This window comes from Sphingomonas sp. Sph1(2015) (assembly GCF_001970915.1).
Taxonomy (GTDB): Bacteria; Pseudomonadota; Alphaproteobacteria; order Sphingomonadales; family Sphingomonadaceae; genus Sphingomonas; species Sphingomonas parapaucimobilis.
On sequence record NZ_MQUI01000035.1, the window covers coordinates 1 to 15,760 of the forward strand.

A 15,760-nucleotide genomic window follows, 5' to 3' on the forward strand; every position below is an offset into this window, starting at 1 on the left:
CTGCGCCGCGATCGTCGCCGACTCCATGTCGATGCCGACCGCGCGGCTGAGCGAGAAGCGCAGTGCCGACTTGGAGTAGCGCAGTTCCCAGTTGCGGTCGTCGGTGGTGACGATGGTGCCGGTGCGCAGGCGGCGCTTCAGCTCGTCGCCCGACTGGCCCGAGACGATCTCGGCCGCCTTGGCGAGCGCGACCTGGACCTCGGCAATGGCGGGCACCGGAATTTCCGGAGGCAGCACGTCGTCGAGCACATGGTCGTCGCGTAGATAGGCATGCGCCAGCACATAGTCGCCGATCCGCTGGCTGGGGCGTAGCCCGCCGCAATGGCCGATCATCAGCCATGCCTCTGGCCGCATGACCGCCAGATGATCGCAGATCGTCTTCGCGTTGGACGGGCCAACGCCGATATTGACCAGTGTGATGCCCGTGCCGTCCTTCGCGACCAGGTGATAGGCGGGCATCTGGTGCCGCCGCCACGCGCTGTCGGTGACGATCTTGTCGACATCCTCCGGCCGCTCGATGACGATCCCGCCCGCACCCGACAAAGCGGTGAAGCGCGAACCCTCGCCCAGCTGCGACGCGCCCCAGCGGACGAACTCGTCGACATAGCGGTGATAGTTGGTGAACAGCACGAAGCGCTGGCAATGCTCGGGCGGGGTGCCGGTATAGTGACGCAGCCGGGCGAGCGAGAAGTCGGTCCGCAGCCCGTCGAACAGCGCCAGCGGCCGGTTCCCATCGGCGGTCATCCACAGGCCGTCGGCGATCTCGTCGCCGATATGCGCCAGTTCGGTCGCGGGGAAGAATCGCGCCAGTTCGGCCGCCGATACCGTGTCCAGGCTCAGCGCATGGCCGGGATCGAGGACATAGGGGAAGGGGATTTCCTGCCGCCCCGGCACCGCCTCGACCGAAACGTCGTAATCCTCGATCAGCAGGGTCAGCTGTTCGACCAGATAGTCCTTGAACAGGGCGGGCTTGGTGACGCTGATCCGGTAATCGCCGGGCGATACCAGACGGCCGAACGAACGCATCGGGGCGGGACGTCCACCCTCGCCGCGATAGGTCAGGCGGATTTCGGGATAGGCGAAACAGCCATGCGCCCGGTCCTCGATCGTGGGGGCGGTGCCGTCGCGCAGGTAAAGGGTCAGCGCCTCCTTCAGGCGCGTGACGGAGGCGGTGTAAAGGCGGTCGAGTTCCTCGACGATCGTGGCAGCTTGAGTCATCGTCCAGAGCTAAGCCCTGTTTTTGATGCTGGCAAGCGGGCGCGGACGACGTTCGATCGCCCGCGCCCTGGTCAGGGGCTCAGGCCCCCAGCGCCGAGTTCTCGTCGTCACCGGGCGCGCGCAGCTTCGATGCGCCGAACGCCGCGCCGGCCACCGCCGCCGCCACGCCCGCCGCGATACCGGCGGCGGCATAGGGGTGCTCCTTCACCTTGTCGCCGGCTGCCTTGGCGGCGCCCTGCGCCTTTTCGGTGAAGCTCTTTGCCTGTGCCTGTTTTTCGGGTGGGACATAGGTGGTCATGGCAAGGCTCCTCTTGTTTGTGCCGATCCTTCGATGGGCAAAAAACGCCGGAGCCTCCAGCACTGTTCCACCACCGATCCGACCGGCCGTGCGACCGACCGGATCAGCGGCACGGATCAGAGGACCGAGAGGAGATGCTCGGCCGAGCTGACCTTGAACTCGCCCGGGGCCTCGACGAACAGCTGCTCGACCACGCCGTCATTGACGAGCATCGTATAGCGCTGGCTGCGCGTGCCCATGCCGAATTTCGAGCCGTCCAGTGTCAGGCCGACCGCCTTGGCCAGGTCGGCATTGCCATCGGCGAGCATGGTGATCTCGCCCGCGTTGTTCGTCTGGCGCCAGGCCTTCATGACGAACACGTCGTTGACCGAGGTGCAGGCGATCTCGTCTACGCCCTTGGCCTTCACGGCATCCGCCTGGGCGATGAAGCCGGGCAGGTGCTGCGCCGAGCAGGTAGGGGTGAAGGCGCCGGGCACCGCGAACAGTGCGACGCGCTTGCCCGCAAAATAATCGGCGGTGTTGACCTGTTCGGGGCCTTCGGGCGTCACCTTGACCAGCGTGATGCTGGGCAGGCGGTCTCCGACCTTGATCGTCATCGTGCGGATCCTTCGCGGAAGCTTTGCCACGGCACCATGCCGGGCCACGCGGCGTTCATGGGGCAGGGACCCTATGGATTTCAAGCATGGCGAGGCGGCGCGGCCATGCCTATAATCGATGGCGTGCATCAACTGACCTATCTTTCCGGCCAATTCCTGCTGGCCCTGCCCGGCATGGGGGATCCCCGTTTCGAACATGCCATCATCGCGATGTGCGCGCATGACGAGGGCGGCGCGCTCGGCATCGGGCTGGGTGCGACGATCGACGGCATCGGCTTTCACACGCTGCTCGACCAGTTCGAGATCGCACATGGCGATGTCCCCGACGTGCCGGTCCATTATGGCGGGCCGGTCGAGCCGCGGCGCGGCTTCGTGCTGCACAGCCACGACTGGCAGGGACAGGATAGTGTCGATGTCGGCGGCCGCTGGGTCCTGTCGAGCACGGTCGACGTGCTGCGCGCCATCGCGGAGGGTAACGGACCGGCGCGGTGGATCGTCGCGCTGGGCTATGCCGGATGGGACGCAGGCCAGCTGGAGCAGGAACTGCGCGAGCCGGGAACCTGGTTCAATGTCGGGGGCGAGCCGGAAATCCTGTTCGACGTGGCCGCCGAGGATCGCTGGCAGGCGGCTTACGGCGCGGCCGGTGTCGATCCGCGTCAGCTGGTGACGGGCGGCGGTACGGCCTGACCAACTTGCATTCCTCCCCTGCCAGGGGAGGAATATGCGGGATCGAGTGATTCACGCTCAACGATATAAAGATATCTTTATATTTGATCCCCATCACGATCGCCGCTAAGGCGTCGGCCGTGCCGATCGGCGTATCCCACGTCTTGGTCGGCCCCATTTTGCACGGAGTTTCGTCGTGTCCACGACTGCTGCCACCAAGAACGATTACGTCATCAAGGATATCAGCCTCGCTGATTTCGGCCGCGCCGAGATCAAGATCGCCGAGACCGAGATGCCCGGCCTGATGGCCCTGCGCGAGGAATTCGGCGCTGCTCAGCCGCTGAAGGGCGCGCGCATCACCGGCTCGCTGCACATGACGATCCAGACCGCCGTGCTGATCGAAACGCTGACCGCGCTCGGCGCCGATGTGCGCTGGGCGACCTGCAACATCTATTCGACCCAGGACCACGCCGCCGCCGCCATCGCCGCGGCAGGCATCCCCGTCTTCGCCGTGAAGGGTGAGACGCTGGCCGAATATTGGGACTATGTCGGCGACATCTTCAACTGGGGTGCGGGCACCACCGGTCAGACCGCCAACATCATCCTCGACGACGGCGGCGACGCGACCATGTTCGCGCTGTGGGGCGCGAAGCTGGAAGCCGGCGCGACCTTCGCCGAGCCCGAGAATGAAGAGGAAGTCGAGTTCCAGCGTTCGGTGAAGGCGTTCATCGCCAAATATCCGGGCTATCTGACCGAGACGGTCAAGAACCTGAAGGGCGTGTCGGAAGAGACGACCACCGGCGTTCACCGCCTGTACGAGATCGCGAAGAAGGGCGAGCTGCCTTTCCCCGCCATCAACGTCAACGACTCGGTCACCAAGTCGAAGTTCGACAATCTGTACGGCTGCAAGGAATCGCTGGTCGACGCGATCCGTCGCGCCACCGACGTCATGCTGGCGGGCAAGGTTGCTGCGGTCGCCGGTTTCGGTGACGTGGGCAAGGGCTCGGCCCAGTCGCTCCGCAATGGCGGTGCGCGTGTGCTCGTGACCGAAATCGACCCGATCTGCGCGCTGCAGGCGGCGATGGAGGGCTTCGAGGTCGTGACCATGGATGAGGCCGTGAAGCGCGCCGACATCTTCGTCACCGCGACCGGCAACGCCGACGTCATCACCGCCGATCACATGAAGGCGATGAAGCCCATGTCGATCGTCTGCAACATCGGTCACTTCGATAGCGAAATCCAGATCGCGGCGCTGTCGAACTACAAGTGGACCGAAGTGAAGCCCGGCACCGACCTGGTCGAGTTCCCGGACGGCAAGCAGATCATCGTGCTGGCCAAGGGCCGCCTGGTGAACTTGGGCTGCGCGACCGGCCACCCGTCCTTCGTCATGTCGGCCTCGTTCACCAACCAGACGCTCGCCCAGATCGAGCTGTGGACCAAGGGCGAGAACTACAAGAACGAAGTCTACGTCCTGCCGAAGCACCTCGACGAGAAGGTCGCCGCGCTCCACCTCGAAAAGCTGGGCGTCCAGCTGTCGAAGCTGTCGGAGAAGCAGGCCGCCTATATCGGCGTGCCGGTCGAAGGGCCGTTCAAGCCGGATCACTATCGTTACTGATCCGGCTTCGGGCCTTGCCTGAACGAGAAGGGCCGTCCGAAAGGGCGGCCCTTTTTCTTTGGCCTTCGTTATGGCGTATCGCCTGCCGATCGGGCTAGAGATGGTTGGATGCAGCGTTTCGGCCCGGCCTTTCTCGGATGATTGCGATCGGTGATACCGAGGCGGTCCTGTTGGGCGCGGGGGCCTGTGCCCTGATCGTGATCGGCATGGTCCTGCTCTATCTGGGTGTCCGCGCCCGGGCGGAGGCGTCGTCGGTACGGCTGGAGCGTGACCGGCTCGACGCTATGCTGCGCGCCGGTCCTGCCCAGGCGATGGTGATCCGCAGCGACGGGCGGATCGAAATGCCCCGGCGGCTGGCCGACTGGCTGGGCCTGGCCGATGTGGCGCGCTTCCTCGAGGAACTGGCCTATGATGACGCCGGGCTTACACCTGAGGACAAGGCGCTGCTCGCCGCCGACCTGAACGCCGCGCAGAAGACCGGGCGCCGGTTCCGCCGGATCGTCCGGCCGCAGGGATCGGTTCGCACCTTGCTGTTCGACGGTGCCCGCGCGCCCGCACATCAGGGGGCGGCCGGAGAAGTCGTCATCTGGGTCTTCGACATGACCGAGACGCAGGACGAGATCGTCCGGCTCGACGGCGAGGCGCGGCGGCTGGGCGATGCGTTCCAGGCGCTGACCGGGCTGATCGAGGCGGCGCCCTTGCCCATGTGGTATCGCGGGGCTGATCTGCGCCTCGCCATGGTCAACACCGCCTATGTCGAGGCGGTCGAGGGACGGGACGCCGCCGATGTCGTCGGACGCGGACTGGAACTGGTCGAGGGGTCGGGGCGCGGCGGTCCGCTGGCGGGCGCGGCGGCGGCGCGCGACCGGGGGCGGCCGCATGAGCAGGTGCTGCCCGCAACCATCGACGGCGCGCGTCGGGCCTTACGCATTTTCGACGTGCCGCTGCCGACCGGCGGGATTGCCGGGTTCGCGGTCGATATCGAGGATCTGGAACAGTCCCGCGCGGGTGCCAAGCGTTTTGCCGAGGCACAGCGTGCGATGCTCGACCGGCTGTCGGCGGCGGTCGCGCATTTCGGGCCGGATCGTGGCCTCGTCTTCTGCAACCAGCCCTTCCGCCGCATGTTCGCGATGCGCGCCGAGTGGCTGGCCGACCATCCCGAGTTCGACCGCATCCTGGAGCGGATGCGCGAGGCCAATCGCAGCCCCGAGGTCCGCGACTTCCCCGGCTGGAAGGCGGAGCGGGTCGGCTGGTTCCGCCAGGCGAGTGGCGGGATCGAGGAGCAATGGCATCTGCCCGGTGGCACGCACCTGCGTGTCGTGGCGCAGCCGCTGCCCGATGGCGGCCTGCTGATGATCTTCGAGGACCGGACCGAGGAGGTGCAGCTGGCCTCCGCGCGCGATACGCTGCTGCGCGTACGCACCGCGACCTTCGACAATCTGTTCGAGGCCTTGGGCGTGTTCGCCGCCGATGGCCGGTTGCAGCTGTGGAACAACCGCTTCCGTGCGCTCTGGGGCCTGGAGGAGGATTTCCTGACCAGCCACCCGCGCGTCGATGCCTTTGCCGACCGGGTGGCGGAGCGGCTGGCGACGCCGGGCCGCTCGGCGCTGATCGTCGATCTGGTCCGCTCCGCGACCATCGAGCGGCAGCAGCGCGGCGGGCGTGTCGCCTTTGCCGATGGACGGCATTTCGAGTTCGCGGGCGTGCCGTTGCCCGACGGCAATGCGCTGTTCACCCTGCTCGACATCACCGACAGCAGGCGGGCCGAACAGGCCCTGCGCGACCGCGCCGACGCGCTGGAGGCGTCGGACAAGGTCAAGACCGCCTTCGTCGCCAATATGAGCTACGAGTTGCGCACGCCGCTGACCTCGATCAGCGGTTTTGCCGAGATGCTGCATGGCGGTTTCGCCGGGCCGCTGCCGGAGACGGCGACCAGCTATGTCGAGGCGATCCTCGAATCCACCGAGCGGCTGGGGCTGCTGGTCGACGATGTGCTCGACCTGACGCGTGACCAGGCCGATGGAGGGATCGCGCGCGAGGATGTCGAACTGGCCCGCGTCGCCCGCGCCGCCGCCGATACGATCCGGCCGATCGCGGGACGGCGCAAGCTGGACTTCGCGGTCGAGGTGCATCGCTCGCTCGGCCGGATCACCGGCGACCGCCGCCGCGTGCAGGAGACGATCGAGCATCTTCTGCGCCATGCCGTCGAACAGACGCCGGAGGGCGGGCGGATCCTGCTCCATGCCGATGGCGATTCGGCGCGGGCGCGGATCGTGGTGTCGGACGACGGTCAGGGTATGGACCGCGAAGCCGTCGCACGGGCCTTTGATCGTTTTGCCGAGCCGGGGATCAAGGCGACCGGCGAACGCGCGCTGGGCTTGGGCCTGCCGCTCGCCAAGAAATTCGTCGAGGCGCATGGCGGCACGATCACTCTCCTCTCCGAACCCGGTGAGGGCACGCTGGTCACGGTCGAACTGCCCCGGCGCGTAGTGGAGAAGGAAAAGCCATGACGATCCGGCTGGCCGATGCCGCCGCGACCGAGGAATTCGGGCGGCGGCTGGCGGCGCATATCCGGCCCGGCGACGTGGTGACGCTGACCGGCACGCTGGGGGCGGGCAAGACCAGCCTGGCGCGCGGGTTGCTCGCCGCGCTCGGCCTGCCCGGCGAAGCACCGTCCCCCAGCTTCGCCATCGTCCAGCCCTATGCCCCGCCCGAAACCGTGATCCCGGTCCTGCATGTCGATCTCTACCGCCTCGACGGGCCGGAGCAGATGGAGGAACTGGGACTTGATGAGGCGCTGTGGGACTCCGCGCTGATCGTCGAATGGCCCGACCGGGCGGGCGAGGGCGCCTGGCCGCAGGCGCTGGCCCTGACGCTGGAAATGGCCCCGGACGGCGGACGTATCTTGACAGCGAAGATACCCTCGGGCTGGGAAAACCGATGGCCGATATGACCCCTCCGGCGGATGCCGCCGCCTTTCTGACGACGCTGGGCTGGGAGGGGGCGGTGATCGCCCCGCTCGCCGGAGACGCCTCGTTCCGCCGTTATTTCCGGGTAACGCTGGGGACGCGCCGCGCCGTCCTGATGGACGCGCCGCCGCCGCATGAGGACCCGCGTCCCTTCATGGCGATCGCGCGCTGGCTTCTGGCCAAGGGTTTTGCCGCGCCCGCGATCCTGGGCGCGGACGAGGTGCGCGGTCTGGTCCTGATCGAGGATTTCGGCGACGACCGGATGCGCGAGGCGATCGAGGCCGATCCCGATACGACGGTCCAGCTCTACAGCGATGCGGTCGACCTGCTGGTCGCGCTGCGGACCCACGCGCCGGAGGGGCTGGCCCCCTATGACGCCGCCGTCCTTCACCGCGAGGCGGCACTGCTGCCCGAATGGTACACGCCCGCTGTCGGCCTGGATGTCGATGGCGAGGGCTGTCGCGCCGCCTGGGATCAGGTGTTCGCCCATGCGCTGGCGGACCAGCCCGTTACCGTGTTGCGCGACTATCATGTCGAGAATCTGATGCTGGTCGGGCCTGGGCGCACGCTCGGCCTGCTCGACTTCCAGGATGCGCTGGCTGGGCATCCGGCCTATGACCTCGTGTCGCTGCTTCAGGATGCGCGGCGCGATGTCGAGCCGTCGATCGAAGAGGCGATGCTGAGGCGCTATCTGGCCGCGACCGGCGAGGGGGAGGCGTTCCTGAACGCCTATCATGTGCTGGGCGCGCAGCGGAACGCCAAGATTCTGGGTATCTTCACCCGCCTCTGGAAGCGCGACGGCAAGCCGCGTTATGCGGCGCTCTGCCCGCGCGTCTGGGCCTATCTGGAGCGTGACCTGTCGCAGCCGGTGCTGGCGCCGGTCGCGGCCTGGTTCGACGACAATGTGCCGCCCGAGTTGCGCGGTGACCCGAAGGTGCTGTCCCGATGACCCGGCAACTCTCGCTTCGTCCCACGCCTTCGGGCCGGGTGCCGCGCACCGCGATGGTGATGGCGGCGGGGCTGGGCAAGCGGATGCGTCCGTTGACCGCCACGCGTCCCAAGCCGCTGGTGTCGGTGGCGGGCAAGCCGCTGATCGACCATGTCTTCGACCGACTGGTCGCGGCGGGCGTCGAGCGCGCGGTGGTCAATGTCCATTATCTCGCCGACCAGCTGGAAGCGCATCTGAAGGACCGCTTTCCCGGGATCGAACTCATCATCTCGGACGAGCGCGAGCAGTTGCTGGAGACCGGCGGCGGGCTGGTCAAGGCCCGGCCCTTGCTCGGCGACGATCCGATCCTGGTCGTCAACAGCGACAATCTGTGGATCGACGGGCCGGTCGATGCGATCCGCCTGCTTGCCTCGCGCTGGGACGAAGCGACGATGGACGCGCTCCTCCTGATGGTGCCGCTGGCGCGTGCGCACAATCATGACGGGCAGGGCGATTTCTCGCTGGGTGCCGATGGCCGGATCACCGCGCGGCGTCAGCCCGGCCGGGTCGCGCCCTTTTCCTATACCGGGCTTCAGATCCTGCATCCGCGCCTGATCGCCGATGCGCCCGAAGGGCCGTTTTCGACCAACCTGTTCTGGAACCGCGCGATCGAGGCGGGGCGCGCCTTCGGGCAGGTGCATCAGGGGCTGTGGTTCGATGTCGGCACCCCGCGCGCCATCCCGCAGACGGAGCTGATCCTCGCGGATGGCTGAACCGCGCCGCCCGAGGCTGCACACCATTCCGGCGCATCGTGGTTTTGCCGATGCGCTGGTTGCCGGACTGATGCGCCGCAGCGGGGGGGATCCGCTGACGCTGGCGCAGGGTATGATCCTGCTGCCGACCAATCGCGGCGTCCGCGCCGTGACCGAAGCCTTTGTGCGCGCGAGCGGCGGCGGCCTGATCCTGCCGCGCATGGTGGCGCTGGGCGATCCCGAACTGGGTGAGGCGGCGGGCTCCGCGCTGGACCCCGCCGATGCCGAAGCCCCGCCGCCGCCCGCCATCGCGCCGTCGGCGCGCCGGATGATCCTGGCGCGGCTGGTCGAGCAGGAGCGCCAGCGCGCGGGCCAGCCGGTGACGGCGGCCGAAGCCGTGCGGCTGGCGGGCGATCTGGCCCGCACGCTCGACCAGATGCTGGTCGAAGAGGTCGACCCGGCCGAATTGGCCGCGCTCGACCTCGGCCCCGAGCTGACCGAGCATTGGCAGTCGGCGCTGGCGACCTTCTCGGTGGTGCTCGACCGCTGGCCCGGCGTTCTGGAGCGGATGGGCCGGATCGATGCGGCGAGGCGGCGGACACTGCTGCTCGACCGGACCGCCAAGCGCTGGGCCTTGGCACAACCCGCCGGGTTCGTCTGCGCGGCGGGCGTCACCGATACCGCGCCTGCAGTCGCGCGGCTGCTGCGCTGCGTGTCGGAAATGCCGGGCGGCTCGGTGGTGTTCGCCGGGCTGGACCTGACCATGCCCGACGAGGAATGGAATGCGCTGGGGCCGCACAAGCCCGATCCCGAGACGGGCCGCACCCGTCGTGCGATCGAAACCCATCCGCAATATGCGCTGAAGCTGCTGCTCGACCGGATGGGTGTCGGGCGCGGCGAAGTGACGGTGTGGCGCGGCGGCGGGGACTATGATGCCGGACCTGCACGGGGCCGCGCCATCGCCAATGCCATGGCTCCGGCCGACCTCACCGGCAAATGGACCGATCTGCCCGCGGAGGATCGGCGGCTGTCGGGAGTCTCGACCATCGAACTCGCCACCCCGGCCGAGGAGGCGCAGGCCATCGCGCTGGCGCTGCGCGAGGCGATCGAGGAGCCGGGGCGCACCGCCGCGCTCGTCACCCCCGACCGGGCGTTGGCGCGGCGGGTGGCGGCGCATTGTCGGCGGTGGAACATCCTGATCGACGACACCGCCGGGCGGCCCCTGTCGATCCTGTTGCCGGGCACCTTCCTGCTGCAACTGGCAGAGGCCGCCGCGCAAGCTTTCGCGCCGCTGCCGCTGCTGGCGCTGCTCAAGCATCCGCTGATCCGGGGCGAGATGGAGCGGGTGGAATGGCTCGACGGCGTTCGCGCGCTCGACCGCGCGCTGCGTGGGCCGCGCCCTGCGCCAGGGCTGGACGGTATCGCGGCGCACCTCGCCGACAAGCCGGCCGCCGCTGCCTTCTGGGCCAAGGCCGCGCCCATGCTGGAGGCGGTCGGGCGGACCTTTGGCGACGGGCCGCAGGGATTGCGCAGCCTGCTCGCCTGTCTGCGCGAGTGCGGCCAGACCTTGTGCGGCGATGCGCTATGGACCGGCCCGGCCGGTCGCGCGGCGGCGGAGTTCCTCGCGGGCTACGAAGAGGAAGCCGATCACGGCCCCGCCCGGGTCGACCCTGCCGAGCTGCCCGCCCTCCTGCGCAGTCTGTTCGATGAGATCGCCATCCGCGCCATCCCGCGTGAGGGCCAACATCCGCGTCTGGCCATTTACGGCCCGATCGAGGCGCGCCTCCAGACCGCCGACCTGATGATCGCGGGCGGCCTGAACGAGGGCGTCTGGCCGGGCCGTCCCGCGCCCGATCCGTGGCTTGCGCCGCGTATCCGTTCGCTGCTGGGGCTGGTCGGGCTGGAGCAGCGGATCGGCATTGCCGCGCATGATCTGGCACAGGCGATGGGGGCGCCGCGCGCGATCCTGACCCGTGCAAGGCGGGATGCGAGCGGGCCGACCCTGGCGTCGCGTTTCTGGCTGCGGCTCCAGGCGATGGCGGGCGAGCGGTTCGAGGCGCATCCCAGCCTTGCGCGCTGGGCGGTCGAGCTGGATCGCCCGGACGATTACGCCCCCGTCGACCGGCCCGCGCCCAAGCCGCCCGCTGCGCTGCGCCCCACCACGATCTCGGTGACGGAAGTCGACCGGCTGAAGGCCGATCCTTACGCCTTTTACGCGCGCAGGGTGCTGCGCCTGTCGCCGCTCGATCCGGTCGATGCCGACCCCAGCGCGGCGTGGCGCGGCACCGCGGTCCACGATATCCTGGAGATGTGGTGGAAGGAGGACGCTTGCGAGGTCGAGGCGCTGCGCCCCCGTGCGCTGGCGATGCTGCGCGACCAGCGGACCCATCCGATGATGCGCGCGCTGTGGCAGCCGCGCCTGGTCGAAGCGATCGACTGGATCGCGGCCGAGGTCGCGGCAAAGGCCGCCGAGGGCCGCCATGTCCTGAGCGCCGAGGGCAAGGGCGCGGCCAAGCTGGCGGGCGTGACGCTGACCGGCCGGTTCGACCGGATCGACAAGGCGGCGGACGGATCGCTGGTCGTGATCGACTACAAGACCGGCAAGCCGCCCTCGACCACGGCGGTGCGGGAGGGGTTCAGCCTGCAACTCGGCCTGCTCGGCCTGATCGCCGAGCGGGGCGGGTTCGAAGATGTGTCCGGCAAGGCGGGCGGGTTCGAATATTGGTCGCTGGGACGTGGGCGCGAGGGGCTGGGCTATATCGCCACGCCGGTCGATCCCGACGGCAAGCGCGAGCGGATCCGGACCGACGAGTTCGTGTCCATCGCGGCGGCGAATTTTGCCGAGGCGGCGGGCCAGTGGCTGACCGGCGATGCGCCGTTCACGGCCAAGCTGGTGCCGGAATATGCACCCTATGCGGAATATGACCAGCTGATGCGGCGGGATGAATGGTATGGCCGTGATCGGTAAATCCCCACCTCCGTTCGCACTGAGCGAAGTCGAAGTGCAGGGGATGACCATCCTTCTGGGCGATGGCGGGGCGTGGCCTTCGACTTCGCTCAGGCTGAACGGCGTGTGGGGATTGCACCCCCTCCCAACCTCCGTTCACGCTGAGCCTTTCGGCTGGCTGGCAAGCCAGCCGCTCAGGATAAACTTCGACGCTGCGTGTCGAAGTCGAAGCGCACGGGACTCCGGTCGCCCGGAGCAGGCCGCATGAGCGCCCGCCCCATGGCCAATCTCCCCCCGCTGAAGGGCGATCAGGCCGCCGCGAGCGACCCCGCCGCGCATGTCTGGCTCTCCGCCTCGGCGGGCACGGGCAAAACGCAGGTTCTGGCCGCGCGCGTGTTCCGCCTCCTCCTGCGCGGCGTCGCGCCCGAGGCGATCCTGTGCCTGACCTTCACCAAGGCGGGCGCGGCCGAGATGGCGCAACGGATCAACGGCCGTCTCGCCGCCTGGGTGCGGATGCCCGAGACCGAGCTGTTTCGCGACCTGAAGGCGCTTGGGGAAACACCCATGCCGGACCTGCGCGACCGGGCGCGGACGCTGTTCGCGCGCGTACTCGACGCGCCGGGCGGGGGGCTTCGCATCCAGACGATCCACGGTTTCTGCCAGGGGCTGCTCGCCGCCTTCCCGGTCGAGGCTGGGCTGGCCCCGGGCTTCCGCCCGCTGGAGGCGCGCGAGGAGGCGGTGCTGGCGCGCGAGGCGCTGGCCCGGATGCTCGAGGCCGCCGAGCGCGAAGGGCGCACCGGCCCTGTCGAGACGGTCGGCGCGTTATCACTGCGGCTGGGCGAGGGCGGGGCGGAAGGCTTCCTCGCCGCCTGCGCCCGCGCGCCGGGGGCGCTGGAGGCGCTGCCCACCGGCATCCAGCCCTGGTTGCGGCGCGCGCTCGACCTTCCCTCGGGCGATATCGACGAGGCGATCGCCGAGGGAGTCGAGGAGATCGACGAGGATGCCGTCGTGCGGCTGGCGGGCGCGAACCGCGCCTGGGGCACGGCGACCGGCGGCAAGGCGGCGGCGACGCTCGAACGCTGGATCGGCAGCGACCGGGCGGGGCGGGTAGCCCTGCTCGAAGAGCTGATGGGCACGGTCTTCACCGCCAAGGGCGAACCGCGCAAGGCGTCCAAGAAGCTGACCGATGCCGACCCCGATTATGAGGACATGGCGCGCGAACTGGGCGAGGCGTGCCGCCATCTGCTCGGCCTCGCGGCTCGCGCGCGCCATGCCGATCTGCTGGCCGATGCGCTGAGCGTGGGTCGTGACTATGCCCGTGCCTATACCCTGTCGAAGCGGGCGATCGGCGCGGTCGATTTCGACGATCTGATCCGCACTACGGTCGAACTGCTGGAGCGGCCGGGCATCGGCGAATGGGTCCGCTACAAGCTGGATCAGGTGACCGAGCATGTCCTGATCGACGAAGCGCAGGACACCAATGCGCACCAGTGGCGGATCGTCCGCGCGCTGGCCGACGAGTTCTTCGTCGGGCGCGGGCTTTATGCGCCCTCGACGCGCACGTTATTCACGGTCGGCGATCACAAACAGGCGATCTTCGGCTTCCAGGGCACCGACCCGATCAACTTCCAGGCGGCCGAACTGCATTTCTCGCGCCGCGCGGACGAGGTGGCGGGCGACGACGAATGGCCGCCCGAAGAGCGCGGCCTGCCGTTCAACCAGCTGTCGCTGACCCACAGCTTCCGTTCGACCACGCCGATCCTGGAGTTTGTCGACGCGGCGATCGAGGCGCTGGGCGAACCCGGCATGGGGATGGCGGGTGAAGTCGAACGCCACGCCAGTGAGGTGAAGGGGCCGGGCCGCGTCACGCTCTGGCCGCCCGTCGTGGCGGGCGGCAGCGACGAGGACGAGGAAGGCTGGATCGACGATGCGGTGCGCAAGGTCGCGACCGACATCGCGCGGGCGGTCCGTCGCTGGCTGGACGATGGCGTCATGCTGGAGAGCAAGGGCCGCCGGCTGGAGCCTCAGGACATCATGATCCTGGTCAAGCGGCGCGGCGACCTCGCCTCGCTGATCGTTGCGCGGCTCTATGCCGAGGGGGTGCCGGTGGCGGGCGTCGACCGGTTGCGGCTGAACGCGCCGCTGGCGGTGCAGGATCTGCTGGCGACGGTGCGGTTCGCGCTCCAGCCCGAGGATGACCTGTCGCTGGCGTCGCTGCTGGTGTCGCCGCTGATCGGCTGGTCGCAGGAGCGGTTGATGGCCGCCGGGCACCGCGAGCGGGGATCGCTCTGGGGGCATCTGACGCGGACCCTGCCTGCCGAAGACCTTGCGCCGCTCCGCCAGATGCTGGCGCGCGCCGACGTGTCGACGCCCTACCAGTTTCTGGAGGAATTGCTCTCCGGCCCGCTCGACGGTCGCCGCAAGCTGATCCGGCGGCTTGGGACCGAGGCGCGAGATCCGATCGAGGAACTGCTCAACGCCGCGCTGACCTTCGAGAGCACGACGACGCCCTCGCTCCAGCGGTTCCTCGACTGGTTCGATCGCGGCGATGTCGAGATCGTGCGCGATCCGTCCGCGCCACTGGACGCGGTGCGGGTGATGACGGCGCATGGGTCCAAGGGGTTGCAGGCGCCGCTCGTCATCCTCGCCGACGCGACCGCCGATCCGACGGCTGCGCCGCGTTCGATCCTGCGCTGGACACCAGAGCCGGGCGCCCAACCCATCCCGGTGTTTCCGCCGCGCGCCGACGAACGGGGCGGCCCGCTGGATGCTGTGGCGGCCGAGATCGCCGCGCGCGAGCTGGCCGAGCATTGGCGGCTCTTCTACGTCGCGGCGACGCGCGCGGAGGAACAGCTGGTCGTCACCGGCGCGCTGGGCAAGCGGGCGGCGGGCATACCGCCGATGCACAGCTGGTATGCCACTTGCGCCCGCGCCATGACCGCGCTGGGCGTGGCCGAGGTCGAGCCGGGCGATGGCCAGTCGCGCCAGTTCCTCGGCACCATGCCGCAACAGCCGGTGGCGCCGCGCCCGGGTGCGGTCGTCGTTGCGCCGCGCGAAGATGTGGCCTTGCCCGAATGGGTCCATGCGCCCGCGCCGCAGGAGTCGCGTCCGCCGCGTCCGCTCGCACCGTCGCAGCTGGGCGAGGACATGGTTGCCGATCCGCCCCCCACGCCTGCCATGCGTGCGGCGGCCGAACGGGGGCGGTTGATCCACGGCCTGCTCGAACGCCTGCCGCCGGTTGCGCCCGACGCGCGGCGGGGCGCGGCCGAGCGCTGGCTGACCCAGGCGGCGGGGGTCGCGGATGCGGCCTTGCGCGCCGATGTGACGGGGGCGGTGTTCGCGATCCTCGACGATCCGGCCTATGCGCCGCTGTTCGGGCCGGGTTCGCTGGCCGAAGCGCCGATCGCGGCGACGCTCGCCAACGGCCTGGTCGTGTCGGGGCGGGTCGACCGGCTGCTGATCGACGCAGGGGAGGTCCGGCTGATCGACTATAAGACCGGGCGGCGCGCGCCGGGCGGGATCGACGATGTGCCGGTGTTCCACCTTGCCCAGATGGCGGGCTATGCCGCCGCGCTGGAGGTGATCTTTCCGGGACGGCGGGTGTCGGTCGCGCTGCTCTATACGGCCGGGCCGCGCCTGATCACCGTGCCCGACGCGTTGCTGGCCGCGCACAAGCCCGGCTATCGCGACCGGGAGCAAAGCTTGCCGCTCGGTGGTTGAGCGACCGACGCGCGCGTCCTAGATGGATGACAATCCAAGGAGTATTGAGAC

At 69.1% G+C, this 15,760-nt stretch carries 11 protein-coding genes; 8 read left to right on the forward strand and 3 right to left on the reverse strand.

The window, feature by feature from the left end; all coding sequences use genetic code 11:
- The 3 genes from BSZ14_RS13600 to BSZ14_RS13610 form a co-directional block, all read right to left on the reverse strand.
- The coding region (locus BSZ14_RS13600; protein ID WP_076711327.1) for an AMP nucleosidase at positions 1–1,218 on the reverse strand (1,218 nt) is incomplete at its 3' end.
- Positions 1,219–1,297: 79 nt separating this feature from the next.
- Positions 1,298–1,516 carry a hypothetical protein gene (locus BSZ14_RS13605; protein WP_042482952.1) on the reverse strand — a complete coding sequence of 73 codons (219 nt, stop codon included), beginning with the start codon at positions 1,514–1,516 and terminating at the stop codon, positions 1,298–1,300.
- A 116-nt stretch (positions 1,517–1,632) separates the two neighbouring features.
- Entirely contained in the window at positions 1,633–2,112 is a 480-nt protein-coding gene (locus tag BSZ14_RS13610; RefSeq protein ID WP_076711328.1) for a peroxiredoxin, read from the reverse strand.
- A gap of 105 nt (positions 2,113–2,217) precedes the next feature.
- Between BSZ14_RS13610 and BSZ14_RS13615 the strand changes: the two genes are divergently transcribed.
- From BSZ14_RS13615 to addA, 8 genes are all read left to right on the forward strand, one after another.
- Entirely contained in the window at positions 2,218–2,799 is a 582-nt protein-coding gene (locus BSZ14_RS13615; RefSeq protein ID WP_042483052.1) for a YqgE/AlgH family protein, read from the forward strand.
- 175 nt (positions 2,800–2,974) lie between these two features.
- Positions 2,975–4,393, forward strand: a complete 1,419-nt coding sequence (gene ahcY / locus BSZ14_RS13620; RefSeq protein WP_076711329.1) for an adenosylhomocysteinase — start codon at positions 2,975–2,977, stop codon at positions 4,391–4,393.
- 137 nt (positions 4,394–4,530) lie between these two features.
- Positions 4,531–6,903, forward strand: a complete 2,373-nt coding sequence (locus BSZ14_RS13625) for a sensor histidine kinase (protein WP_076711330.1) — start codon at positions 4,531–4,533, stop codon at positions 6,901–6,903.
- Positions 6,900–7,346: a tRNA (adenosine(37)-N6)-threonylcarbamoyltransferase complex ATPase subunit type 1 TsaE gene (gene tsaE / locus BSZ14_RS13630; protein WP_076711331.1), complete on the forward strand. Its 447-nt coding sequence runs from the start codon at positions 6,900–6,902 to the stop codon at positions 7,344–7,346. The genes BSZ14_RS13625 and tsaE overlap by 4 nt, the downstream gene beginning before the upstream one ends.
- A complete protein-coding gene (locus tag BSZ14_RS13635) occupies positions 7,343–8,311 on the forward strand; it encodes an aminoglycoside phosphotransferase family protein (RefSeq protein ID WP_083748261.1) in 969 nt (322 codons plus the stop codon). Before tsaE ends, BSZ14_RS13635 begins: the two co-directional genes overlap by 4 nt.
- Positions 8,308–9,063, forward strand: a complete 756-nt coding sequence (locus BSZ14_RS13640) for a nucleotidyltransferase family protein (protein ID WP_076711333.1) — start codon at positions 8,308–8,310, stop codon at positions 9,061–9,063. Before BSZ14_RS13635 ends, BSZ14_RS13640 begins: the two co-directional genes overlap by 4 nt.
- Positions 9,056–12,010, forward strand: a complete 2,955-nt coding sequence (locus BSZ14_RS13645) for a PD-(D/E)XK nuclease family protein (protein ID WP_076711334.1) — start codon at positions 9,056–9,058, stop codon at positions 12,008–12,010. The genes BSZ14_RS13640 and BSZ14_RS13645 overlap by 8 nt, the downstream gene beginning before the upstream one ends.
- A gap of 243 nt (positions 12,011–12,253) precedes the next feature.
- Positions 12,254–15,709: a double-strand break repair helicase AddA gene (gene addA / locus BSZ14_RS13650; RefSeq protein ID WP_076711335.1), complete on the forward strand. Its 3,456-nt coding sequence runs from the start codon at positions 12,254–12,256 to the stop codon at positions 15,707–15,709.
- The last annotated feature ends 51 nt before the right edge of the window (positions 15,710–15,760 follow it).